This window comes from Lentzea waywayandensis (genome assembly GCF_900115955.1).
GTDB classification, from domain to species: Bacteria; Actinomycetota; Actinomycetes; order Mycobacteriales; family Pseudonocardiaceae; genus Lentzea; species Lentzea waywayandensis.
The window spans coordinates 655,798-668,014 of sequence record NZ_FOYL01000003.1 but is presented as its reverse complement, the minus strand read 5'-3'; the positions used below and the strand labels follow the sequence as shown (position 1 = coordinate 668,014).

At 66.8% G+C, this 12,217-nt stretch carries 6 protein-coding genes, 1 tRNA gene and 1 pseudogene; 6 read left to right on the top strand and 2 right to left on the bottom strand.

Annotated features, from left to right (window positions below):
- Positions 1 to 155: 155 nt before the first annotated feature.
- From BM417_RS13810 to BM417_RS13800, 3 genes are all read left to right on the top strand, one after another.
- On the top strand, positions 156 to 980 hold the full coding sequence (locus tag BM417_RS13810) for a DUF3105 domain-containing protein (RefSeq protein ID WP_093592630.1): 825 nt from the start codon (positions 156 to 158) through the stop codon (positions 978 to 980).
- Positions 980 to 1,684, top strand: a complete 705-nt coding sequence (locus BM417_RS13805) for a DUF305 domain-containing protein (RefSeq protein WP_093592627.1) — start codon at positions 980 to 982, stop codon at positions 1,682 to 1,684. The genes BM417_RS13810 and BM417_RS13805 overlap by 1 nt, the downstream gene beginning before the upstream one ends.
- A 177-nt stretch (positions 1,685 to 1,861) precedes the next feature.
- A complete protein-coding gene (locus BM417_RS13800) occupies positions 1,862 to 3,736 on the top strand; it encodes an acyl-CoA dehydrogenase family protein (protein ID WP_093592624.1) in 1,875 nt (624 codons plus the stop codon).
- Positions 3,737 to 3,955: 219 nt separating this feature from the next.
- On the opposite strand, the gene BM417_RS13795 is transcribed toward BM417_RS13800, so the two are convergent.
- The gene (locus tag BM417_RS13795) at positions 3,956 to 5,125 is read right to left on the bottom strand and encodes an ROK family transcriptional regulator (RefSeq protein WP_177320423.1); all 1,170 of its coding nucleotides are present in this window, start codon (positions 5,123 to 5,125) and stop codon (positions 3,956 to 3,958) included.
- A gap of 151 nt (positions 5,126 to 5,276) precedes the next feature.
- Here BM417_RS13795 and BM417_RS13790 point away from each other — a divergent pair, with 151 nt between their 5' ends.
- Complete coding sequence (locus tag BM417_RS13790) at positions 5,277 to 9,509, top strand: GH92 family glycosyl hydrolase (RefSeq protein ID WP_093592619.1); 4,233 nt, start codon at positions 5,277 to 5,279, stop codon at positions 9,507 to 9,509.
- A 262-nt stretch (positions 9,510 to 9,771) separates the two neighbouring features.
- Here BM417_RS13790 and BM417_RS13785 read toward each other — a convergent pair whose 3' ends face one another.
- Positions 9,772 to 10,680 carry a cation diffusion facilitator family transporter gene (locus BM417_RS13785; protein ID WP_093592616.1) on the bottom strand — a complete coding sequence of 303 codons (909 nt, stop codon included), beginning with the start codon at positions 10,678 to 10,680 and terminating at the stop codon, positions 9,772 to 9,774.
- A gap of 149 nt (positions 10,681 to 10,829) precedes the next feature.
- On the opposite strand from BM417_RS13785, the gene BM417_RS13780 reads away from it, so the two are divergent.
- Both BM417_RS13780 and BM417_RS13775 read left to right on the top strand, forming a co-directional pair.
- A tRNA-Arg gene (locus BM417_RS13780) sits at positions 10,830 to 10,904 on the top strand.
- A gap of 55 nt (positions 10,905 to 10,959) precedes the next feature.
- Positions 10,960 to 12,105, top strand: a pseudogene (locus BM417_RS13775) (tyrosine-type recombinase/integrase); the annotation flags it as partial.
- Positions 12,106 to 12,217 lie beyond the last annotated feature (112 nt).

The window sequence follows — 12,217 nt, the reverse complement described above, 5'->3', positions numbered from 1 at the left end:
GAGAAGCGTTGTCGCAGGTCTCGACCGGGTTACCGGGTCTCGGAGGGTGAGACGGCAAGTGTTAACGCGGACGTGGTATCGCCCTGCGCTGACAGTGATCAGACACGATGTCCCTACACTGGCGCCGGTTGACCAGGACGACATCTGAGGCGGACATGACCAGCGGCAAGAAGACGAAGGCCACACGCAACAGCGTGGCCGCAGCCCGTTCCTCGGTGGTGGCGAGCAAGCCGAAGCCGTGGGGCACGATCATCGCGGTCATCGCGGTGCTGGGCCTCGCGGGCGGTGTTTTCGGGTATGCGTACTCGCAGATCCACGCGAACAACGTCAAAGAGGCCGCCCTGGCCAAGTGGAAGCCCTCGGACACGAACAAGGACCCGTCGACGCAGCTCGCGGGCATCGTGGTCAAGGAGTACAAGGGCTCCCGCCACGTCGAGCCGACCCAGCGCGTCGCCTACGACCAGACCCCTGCCTTCGGCGGACCGCACGACGCCACGTGGGCCGACTGCACCGGTGTCGTCTACGACAAGGCCATCCGCACCGAGAACATCGTCCACGGCCTGGAGCACGGCGCCGTCTGGATCGCGTACAACCCCGACCAGGTCAAGGACGACGCGCTCAACAAGCTCAAGGTCAAGGTCGACGGCATCCCGTACATGGCGCTCTCGCCGTTCCCCGGCCTCGACAAGCCGATCTCGCTGCAGTCCTGGGGCCACCAGCTGAAGGTCGAGAACGCCGACGACGAGCGCGTCGACCAGTTCATCTCGTCGCTGCTGCGCAACCCGAACACCTACCCCGAGGTCGGCGCGTCCTGCGAGAACCCGCAGTTCCTGTCGAACCCGGCCCCGTTCGTGGCCGAGAAGCCGGGCGCCGACGCCGTGCCGATGGACGGCGGCAAGGACGACTCCCAGACCGAGGCCCAGCCGAACGCCAGCACGCCGCCCGCGTCGGGTTCCGTCTCGACGCCGCCGTCGAGCTGATGTCCGCTCCCACCGACACCGACGAGACCGAGGTGTCCGACCGCCCCTCAGGGGTGGCTCGGACCCTCGTGATCGGCGCCGCGGTCCTCGCCGTGCTCCTGCTGGGCGCGGCGGTGGGCCTGCTCGTGAAACTCCCCGGCTCGTCCTCGTCCGGCGCGGCTCCGGCCTCCGGTTCCGTGGACGTCGGTTTCTGCCAGGACATGTCCGTGCACCACCTTCAGGGCATCCAGATGGCGAACATCGCCAGGGACCGCTCGACCGAACCGGACATCCGCCAGCTCGCCTTCGACATCTCCTCCACCCAGCTCGAACAGGTGGGGCGGATGAAGGGCTGGCTGATGATGTGGAACGAGCACGAGCAGAACATCTCCGGCGTCTACATGAAGTGGATGGACGCCGCCGGGGTCCACGGCCACGGGGCCACCACGCCGCAAGCGGGCAAGCCGCTGATGCCCGGCATGGCCACGACCGAGGAGCTGACCAAGCTGCGCACGATGCCGGCCGGACGCGACTTCGACGTCTACTGGCTCCAGCTCATGCTCCGCCACCACGTGGGCGGGTCGCCGATGGCCGAGTACGCCTCGACGGCCGCCGGTCAGTCCGTGGTCAGGACACTGTCCGACAACATGCTGAAGTCGCAGGCCGCCGAGACCGAGCTGATGAAGGACTACCTGGCGAAGCGCGGAGCCGCACCGCTGCCGTAACCAGGTGTCACTTGTCGCTGTGCGAGGGCCGTCCGTTCATCGGGCGGCCCTTTCGCTTTTGGTGCGCGAGGCCGCCCCCGGAAAGGGCGGCCTTCCGTTACCTGGTTTCACCCCGCGAGCAGGTGGACATCCGACTACCCCCGAGTAACGTGGGTCACACCTACTGGGAGGTAACCCATGACCGTCGACGAGCGCGCGGCCAGGCAGGTCGCCGAACAAGCACGGGAAACCCGCTGGCAGCGACCGAGCTTCGGCAAGGAGCTCTTCCTCGGTCACTTCCGCATCGACCTCATCCACCCGCATCCGAGTGGCACCGCCGAGGACCGCGCACGCGGCGAGGCGTTCCTGGAGAAGCTCCGGAAGTTCACCGAGTCCCACATCGACAACACCGTCATCGAACGCGACGCCCAGATCCCCGACGACGTCCTGAAGGGCCTCAAGGACCTCGGCGCGTTCGGCATGAAGATCAAGCCCGAGTACGGCGGCATCGGCCTGACCCAGGTCTACTACAACAAGGCCCTGATGCTCGTCGGCTCGGCCAGCCCGGCGATCGGCGCGATGCTGTCCGCGCACCAGTCCATCGGCGTCCCGCAGCCCGTCGCGATGTTCGGCAGCCCGGAGCAGAAGCAGGAGTTCCTGCCCCGGTGCGCCAAGGGCGAGATCACCGCGTTCCTGCTCACCGAACCGGACGTCGGCTCCGACCCTGCCAGGCTCGGCACCATCGCGAAGCCGGACGGCGACGACTACATCCTCGACGGCGTGAAGCTGTGGACCACCAACGGAGTCGTGGCCGATCTGCTGGTCGTCATGGCCCAGGTGCCGGACAAGGGCATCACGGCGTTCGTCGTGGAGGCCGACGCCGAGGGCATCACCGTCGAGAACCGCAACGCGTTCATGGGCCTGCGCGGCCTGGAGAACGGCGTGACGAGGTTCCACAACGTCCGGGTGCCCAAGAAGAACGTCATCGGCAAGGAGGGTGCTGGCCTCAAGATCGCGCTGGCCACCCTGAACACCGGGCGGCTGAGCCTGCCCGCCCTCTGCGCCGGGTCCGCGAAGTGGTGTCTCAAGATCGCCCGCGAGTGGTCGGGCGCGCGCATCCAGTGGGGCCTGCCGGTCGGCAAGCACGAGGCCGTCGCGGGCAAGATCGCCTACATCGCCGCGACGGCGTACGCGCTGGAAGCCGTGCTGGACCTGAGCTCCGAACTGGCGGACGCGGGCAAGCACGACATCCGCATCGAGGCCGCCCTCGCGAAGCTCTACGCGTCCGAGAAGGCCTGGCTGGTGGCGGACGAACTGGTCCAGATCCGCGGCGGCCGCGGCTACGAGACGGCGGAAAGCCAGGCGGCGCGCGGAGAACGCGGCATCGCGGCCGAGCAGGTCCTGCGGGATCTCCGGATCAACCGCATCTTCGAGGGCTCGACCGAGATCATGCACCTGCTGATCGCCCGCGAGGCCGTCGACGCGCATCTGAGCGTCGCCGGCGACATCATCGACCCGGACGCCGACCGCAACGCGAAGATGAAGGCAGCGGCCAAAGCGGGCGGCTTCTACGCCAAGTGGCTGCCCACGCTCGTCGTCGGCAAGGGCCAGAGTCCAGCCGGCTACACCGAGTTCGGGCCGCTCGCCAAGCACCTGCGGTTCGTCGAACGGTCGGCGCGCAAGCTGGCGCGGCAGACGTTCTACGCGATGTCGCGCTGGCAGGGGAAGATGGAGCGCAAGCAGCGGTTCCTGAGCCGGATCGTGGACATCGGGGCCGAGCTGTTCGCGATCAGCGCCGCGTGTGTGCGGGCCGCGCAGGACTCGAATCCCAACGCGCAGGCGCTCGCGGACGCGTTCGCCAAGCAGGCGCGGATCCGGGTCGACGAGCTGTTCGAGAAGCTCTGGAAGAACACCGACGACAGCGATCAGGTGCTGGCCAAGCAGGTCCTCGACGGCGACTACACGTGGCTGGAGGACGGCGTGCTCGACACGTCCATCCCGGGGGCGTGGATCGCGGACTCCACCCATCACGAGTCGACGGCGGCGAACGTCCACCGCCCGACACCCCGTTAGCCCGTTGCTGCACTGGGCAGGCTGATGGTGGTGCGGGCGCGGCACCTGCCCAGTGCACGGCCGGTAGGGGGCTACGTCCCCCGCATCCCCCTACCGACTCCCCTTGCAACGGAAGGACACAACCCTCCAGGTGGAGGTTCCGGTAACGCTAAGCCACATATCGCCGTTAACAGTTACGACAATTGAGTGAATTACCAGGTGAGAGCTACTCAACTACTCTCAGAGAGTAACTTCGAAGACCAATTCACGTGCGGCCTCCAGGCCCATCGCGATTGCTCCGGAGAGCACCGCGCCGTCGCCCAGCGAGCCCGCCACGATCCGGGGCGCCAGCGGCGTCATCGTGCGCAGCGTTGCCTCCAGCGGCGCGAGCAGCAGGTCGACGTTCGACCCGACGCCACCGCCCAGCACGACCAGTTCCGGATCGATCACCGCGGCCACGGCGGCGACGAGGAACGCGAGCCGTTCCGCTTCCAGCCGCACGACCTCCAACGCCTGATCGTCGCCTTTTCGCGCGAGGCCGAAGACCTCACGGGCCGAGCGCGCCGTCAGCCCGCGCTCCCGCGCCAGCTCCACAACGGATCCCGCCGACGCCGCGTCCTCGAACTGTCCACGACGGACGTCCGAAGCGGACTGCCCGTACGGCAGGAAACCGACCTCGCCGGCCGCCCCGTGCGCGCCGCGGAACAGCACGCCGTTCACGACGATGCCCATGCCGACGCCGGTGCCGACCGTCGCGCACACGAACACGCGGGCGTCCTTGGCTGCCCCGTAGACGTGCTCTCCCAACGCGGCCAGGTTCGCGTCGTTCTCCACGACCATCACCGGACCGAGCGCCGACTCCAGCCCGTCCAGCACACCGAGCGACTCCCAGCCCGGCAGCTGCGGCGCGTGCCGCACGACCCGCGAGCGTTGGTCGATCACGCCGGGGCTGCCGATCACCTTCACCACGACGTCCGTGAGAGCGATCCCAGCGTCCGCCACGGTGCGCGCGGCCAGGTCGGTCACCGTGCGCACCAGGGCGGCGGCCGATCGGCTGCGGTTGCGCACGTCCACGCGAGCCACCACAGACCCGCCCAGATCGGCGAGCGCCGCCCGGATCCGTTCGCGGCCGATGTCGACGCCCAGCACGTACCCGGCGGCGGGATTGGGCTCGTAGACCACCGCGGAACGCCCGGGACCGGTGGTCGTGCGGCCGGTCGGGCGGACGAGACCGTGGCGTTCGAGATCGGCCAGCGCCTGCCCGACGGTCGGTTTGGACAATCCGCTGTCCCTGGCGATCTGGGGACGCGTGGCGACACCCAGACGGCGCAACCGATCCAGCACAGCGCGTTGGTTGAGCACGCGCATGCCCGCTGGTGTACCCACCTCTGGCGGCTTGCGGTCGGTCACCGGCCGATTCTAGATCTTGATCGACTGGCGCCGCGCGCAACTGTGGAGAGGACAGGTTGCGCGACAATTCCTGTCCGCTCCCTTGACAACGATGTCACGTGCCGAAACGCTCCCACCCAAAAGGGGCAGGCTAGGCGGCGGAAGGGTTGCAATGAGGCAACTGGGGAAGAGACGAACCAGAACTCTGTTGAGCGTTGCGATCACTGCGACACTGGTGTGTGGCGTCACCAACGGCTACGCGGCCGCCGCACCAGAGGAGCCAGGAGTGGGTTTTTCGTCGTCCTTTGAGGACGGTCAACCACAACCGTCGTGGTCCAACACCGTCGAGACCGACGCGTCGGGCAACCCGAAGTCGGCGGGCGTGATCGGCTCGGACGGCTCCGGCATCCCCGGCAACGTGTCCGACAAGGTCGAGAAGGCGACGGCCAACGGCGAGTACGCGGAGTCCGGCGAGGTCGTCGACAACCTCTGGGACGGCACGGTCAACTCGAAGTGGCTGGTGTTCGCCAACACCGGCTGGGTGACGTACAAGTTCCCCGCCGCCCAGAACATCAAGAAGTACGCGCTGTCCTCGGCGAACGACGCGCCGGAGCGCGACCCCAAGAACTGGACCGTGCAGGGCTCGAACAACGGCACCGACTGGACCGTGCTCGACACCCGCACCGGTGAGACGTTCTCCGAGCGCTTCCAGACGAAGACCTACGACGTCGCGACGCCGGGGTCCTACAGCTGGTTCAAGCTCGACATCACGCTGAACAACGGCTCCACGAACATCGTGCAGCTCGCGGAGTGGCAACTCTCCGACGGCTCCACAACTCCTCCGTCGCCGAACATGCGCAGCGTGGTCGGCTCCGGTCCCACGAGCGGCTACACGTCCAAGTCGCGCGCCGGCTGGACGGGCGTGAAGTCGTTCCGCACCCAGGGCCGGCAGACGACCGAGGGTCGCGCGTACAGCTACAACAAGGTCTTCGACGTCGACATCCCCGTCAGCGCCAAGACCGAGCTGTCGTACATGATCTTCCCGGAGTTCGTGACCGACAACCTGAACTACCCGAGCACGTACTCGTCGGTGGACCTCGCGTTCTCCGACGGCACGTACCTGAGCGACCTCAAGGCGGTCGACCAGCACGGCGCGACACTGTCGCCGCAGGGCCAGGGCGCGGGCAAGTTCCTGTACGCGAGCCAGTGGAACAAGGTGGCGTCCACGATCGGCGCCGTCGCGGCGGGCAAGACGATCAAGCGGATCCTGGTCGCCTTCGACAGCCCGAAGGGCCCGACGGACTTCGGCGCCTGGTACGACGACATCCGCATCGGCGACGTCGTCACCAAGCAGTACGCGAAGCCTTCCGACTACGTGCTGACCACGCGTGGCACGAACTCGAACGGCTCGTTCTCGCGGGGCAACAACTTCCCGGCGACCGCGGTGCCGCACGGCTTCAACTTCTGGACCCCGATGACCAACGCGGGTTCGCAGAGCTGGCTGTACGAGTACGCGCAGCGCAACAACGCGCAGAACCTGCCGACGCTGCAGGCGTTCACGACGTCCCACGAGCCCAGCCCGTGGATGGGTGACCGCCAGACGTTCCAGGTCATGCCTTCCGACAAGGCGCCGACCCAGGACCGCGCGCTGCGTGCGCTGCCGTTCAGGCACGACAACGAGGTCGCGAAGGCGCACTACTACGGCGTGACCTTCGAGAACGGCATGAAGACCGAGATCGCGCCGACCGACCACGCGGCGATCTTCCGGTTCACGTTCGCCGACACGGGCCAGAAGAACCTCGTGTTCGACAACGTGAACAACCTCGGTGGTGTCACTCTCGACCCCGCTTCCGGCGTCGTCACGGGCTACTCGGACGTCAAGAGCGGCCTCTCCACCGGCGCGACCCGCCTGTTCGTCTACGGCAAGGTCGACAAGGCGGTCACGGCGAGCGGCCGGCTGACCGGCGCGGGCCGCGACAACGTGGGCGGCTACTTCTCGTTCGGCGACAAGAACGTCGAGCTGCGGATCGCCACCTCGCTGATCTCCGTCGACCAGGCGAAGTCCAACCTGGAGCAGGAGGTCAGCGGTTCGGACACGTTCGACTCGGTGCGCGACCGCGCGCAGGCCGCGTGGGACAAGATCCTCGGCATCATCTCGGTCGAGGGCGCGTCCGAAGAGCAGCTGATCACGATGTACTCCAACATGTACCGCCTGTACCTGTACCCGAACTCGGGCTACGAGAACGTCGGCGGCAAGATCAAGTACGCGTCCCCGGTGGCGCCGGCGACCGGTCCGAGCACGCCCACGCAGACGGGCGCGAAGATCGTCGACGGCAAGATCTACGTCAACAACGGGTTCTGGGACACCTACCGCACGACCTGGCCCGCCTACTCGTTGTTCACGCCGTCCAAGGCGGGTGAGATGGCCGAGGGCTTCGTCCAGCAGTACAAGGACGGCGGCTGGATCTCGCGCTGGTCCTCCCCCGGTTACGCGGACCTGATGACCGGCACGAGCTCCGACGTGGCGTTCGCCGACGCGTATCTGAAGGGCGTGTCGAACTTCGACATCAAGGCCGCCTACGACGCCGCGGTGAAGAACGCGTCCGTCGTGCCGCCGAGCAACAACGTCGGCCGCAAGGGCATGGACAAGTCGATCTTCCTCGGCTACACCGGCAACGACCAGCTGGACGAGGCGTGGTCGTGGGCGATCGAGGGTTACGTCAACGACTTCGGCATCGCGTCGATGGCGAAGGCACTGCACGAGAAGACGGGCGAGAAGCGGTACGCCGAGGAGTACGAGTACTTCCTCAACCGCGCCCAGAACTACGTGCTGACGTTCGACAAGCGGATCGAGTTCTTCCAGAACCGCAACGTCGACGGTTCGTGGCGCGTCGAGGACCCCGCGAAGTACAACCCGCAGGACTGGCGCTACGACTACACCGAGACGAACGGCTGGAACATGGCGTTCACGGTGCCGCACGACGGGCAGGGTCTCGCGAACCTGTACGGCGGACGGGACAAGCTGGCGCAGAAGCTCGACTCGTTCTTCACCCTGCCGGAGACCGCGAAGTTCCCCGGCGGCTACGGCGGCGTGATCCACGAGATGATCGAGGCGCGGGACGTGCGGATGGGCCAGTACGGCCACTCCAACCAGCCGTCGCACCACATCGCCTACATGTACAACTACGCGGGCAAGCCCTCGGGCACCCAGGAGAAGGTGCGCGAGATCCTGTCGCGCCTGTACGTCGGCTCGCAGCAGGGCCAGGGCTACGCGGGTGACGAGGACAACGGCGAGATGTCGGCGTGGTTCCTGTTCTCGTCGCTGGGCTTCTACCCGTTGCAGATGGGCAAGCCGGCCTACGCGATCGGTTCGCCGCTGTTCACCAAGGCGACCGTGAAGCTGGAGAACGGCAAGAAGCTCGTCATCAACGCGCCGAAGAACAACGCGAAGAACATCTACGTGCAGGGCGTGAAGGTCAACGGCAAGGCGTGGAACAAGACGTCGCTGCCGCACGACGTGCTCGCGGCCGGCGCCACGATCGACTTCGACATGGGCCCGAAGCCCTCCGCCTGGGGCACCGGCGTCAACGACGTGCCGGACTCGATCACCACCGGTGACGCGGTCCCGACGCCGTTGCGCGATGTCGCTTCCGGCGTTGCTGTCGGTGCACTGGCCGACAACAACTCCTCGACCTCCGCGGTGGTCCGATCGTTCGACTTCAAGGCCGCGAACGTGAAGGAGAAGGCGGAGTTCTACACGCTGACCAACGCCAAGACGGGCACGTCGCCGTCGGCCTGGGAGCTGAAGGGCTCCTACGACGGCAAGACCTGGTCGACGGTCGACAAGCGTTCCGGCGAGAACTTCCAGTGGCAGCAGTACACCCGGTCGTTCAAGATCGCCTCGCCGGGCCGGTACAACTTCTACCGGCTGGAGTTCTCCGGCGACGTGGCCCTGGCCGAGTTCGAGCTGATGTCGAAGCCGCTGCCGGCCGCCACCACCACGGTGACCGGCACCGTCAACGGTCCGCTGCAGGTCAAGGGCGTGACCTATGTGGACGGTGCGACGGTGAACGGCCCGGTGACCGTCGCGAGCGGTGCCACGCTCTACGTCTTCGGCGGCGAGATCAAGGGCCCGCTGTCGGCGGCGAACGCGGCCTCCGTGGTGCTCGTGGGCACTCGCGTGGGCGGCCCGGTGTCGGTGCACGGTTCCTCGACGGAGGTCGCGATCGAGAACTCGTCGGTCGGTGGCCCTGTGTCACTGACGTCGAACAAGACCAGGTCAGTGGTGGCGGCCACCTCGGTGGGCGGACCGCTGTCCTGCACGGGCAACACCCCCGACCCGTCGAACAACGGCTTCGCGAACGACGTGAAGGGGCCGAAGGCAGGACAGTGCGCTGGGCTGTAACGCGTAACTGACCTTCGTTCGACTGAGAAAGGCCGCGTTCCGTCACGGAACGCGGCCTTTCCCGTTCACCTGAAAGGATCTATCCCTTTCAGACATACTTCGATGAGATCTTGACGATTCGTCTGCGGTGACTGGGGAGGCTCTTGTGGTGCCGTTCGAACGAGGCCGAGTGTGGGTCGCGGTGCCACGCCCCCGCGACCCGATCGTTCCGTCACGGACGGGCACGCAGTCCACTAAGGACGGGATCCGCGACCTGCCGGGCTCACCACGAAAGCTCCCGGCACCGCTGCGCTGACGAGCCACCCTCGACCTGCAACGTCGCGTGCTCGATGTGGTACTTGCTCGCCAGCAACGACTGAGCGGCCTTGAGCACGTTCTCGTGGTCGGCGTTCTCCGCGGTGGTGAGGTGAGCGGAAGCCACCTCCATGCCGCTGGTGAGCGTCCACACGTGCAGATCATGCGCCTCGGTGACCCCAGGAAGCTGGGTGAGCGCCTTCTGCATCTCGGTGACGTCCAACCGCACCGGCGCGTGCTGGAACAGGATGTGCAGCGCGTTCTTGGCGAGGCTGTACGTCCGCGGCAACACCCACACGCCGATCAGCACACCCATGATCGGGTCCGCGTACTTCCAGCTGGTCGTGATGGTCACCAGCGCCGAGATCAGCACACCCACCGACCCGATCAGGTCAGCGAGCACCTCCAGGTACGCGCCCCTGACGTTGATGCTCTCCTTCGCGCCCTCCTTGAGGACGCTGAACGAGACGAGGTTCGCCGCGAGCCCCAGCGTCGCCGCGATGAGGACCGGCCACCCCGGCACGCTGGGCGGGTCCTGGAACCTGCCGACCGCCTCGTAGATCACGTACCCGGCCACCCCGAAGAGCAGCACGGCGTTGGCCAGCGCCGCCAGCACCTCGGCCCGGTAGAACCCGAACGTGCGGTTCTTCCCGGCTTTGGCCCTCTTGGCCACCATGATCGCGGCCAGCGCCATACCGACCCCGAGCACGTCGGTGAGCATGTGAGCGGCATCGGAGATCAAGGCGAGCGAGGACGTCGCGAACCCCACGACGAACTCCACCACCATGAAGACCGCGCCGATGCCGAACGCGATCCACAGCTTGCCGGCGTGCTGCCCGCTCGCCGAAGCCGATCCGTGTCCGTGGCCATGACCCATGCTCCGGAACATATAGCGATATGCGCATGAGTGCAATCCGGCGTATTCCCACTCCCACGATGCAGTGACCGAGGCCACGCTTCCCGCCAGTCGGGGGTAGGTGTGAAACACAGTCGCGCGAGTGCGCTAGGATCTTCCACGTAGCTACGGCCCCCGTAGCTCAGGGGATAGAGCACCGCCCTCCGGAGGCGGGAGCGCAGGTTCGAATCCTGCCGGGGGCACCACTGTTGACCTGCAGCGACACGCTGCAGGTCTTCTTTTTCGGGCCTAGCCTGTGGCATGAGTCGTGTCATCAGCGCGTCCACCCGACGCACCCATCCGAAGCCCGCACGCGGCAACGTCCAGCAACTTCCCAGCGGCTCCTGGCGCGTCCGCGTCTACGCGGGCATCAACCCAGCGACCAGGCGCCCGTGCTACGTCAGCGAGACCGTCCCGGACGGCCCCGACGCACTCCTCGAGGTGGAGGACGTCCGCCAACGCCTACTGGCCGTCTGCCGCAGCCACGGTCAGGGCAACGCTAACGTTGCCGAGCTGATCAACCGACACATCCTGCTGTTGGCCATAAGCGAGACGACCCGGCAGCGATACTTCGAGCTCGCTTCCACCCACGTCGTGCCCATGATCGGCCACATCCAGATCCGGGATCTGACGCCCGAGATTCTCGAAGACTGTTACGCACAGCTCCTGCGCTGCCGTGAGCACTGCGCCGAACCCTCATCCCCCCGATTACGGGACGACGAACACCTCTGCCGACCGCTGGCTCGCTCAACTGTCCGCAAACTGCACTTCCTCATTGGTGCGGCCTATCAGAGCGCCATGCGATGGGGTTGGTTGATCCGCAACCCCGTCGTCGGCACCCGGCCACCGTCCAGCGAGCCTCCGCGGCCTCAGCCGCCCAGTCAGGAGCAAGCAACGCGGATCCTTGCGGCAGCCTTGAACGACCCGGACTTCGGCCCGATGGTGTGGCTGGCCATGGCCAGCGGTGCTCGTCGTGGAGAACTGTGTGCCCTTCGCTGGCGCGACTTCGATCCCGACCGACGGCAGCTGGTCATCGAGCGCAGCATCGCCCACGTAGGCACCGTGCTGCGCGAGAAAGACACCAAACTCCATACCCGCCGCCACATCCTGCTCGACCACAAGACCGTCGCCATGCTCACGACCTACCACTGCCATTGCAGACAGCGCGCAGCGCACGTTGGCACTGCGCTGTCTAACGACTCGTTCCTGTTCTCTGCCAACTCTGATGGACTCGCTCCGCGACGGCCGGATGCCGTCACCGGGTGGTACCGGCGCCTAGTTCGCAAACTCGGTATCGCAACCAGCTGGCACAAGCTGCGCCACTTCAACGCCACCGAACTCATCAGCGCCGGCGTAGACGTTCGCACCGTGGCGGGCCGACTCGGCCACGCCGACGGCGGCACCACTCTCAAGTACTACTCAGCCTGGATCAGAGAAGCCGACCAACGCGCCAGCGCCGCTCTTGCACGTCTACTACCGCTGGCCAGCCAGTCGAACCCCGCTCTGGCACATCACCAGC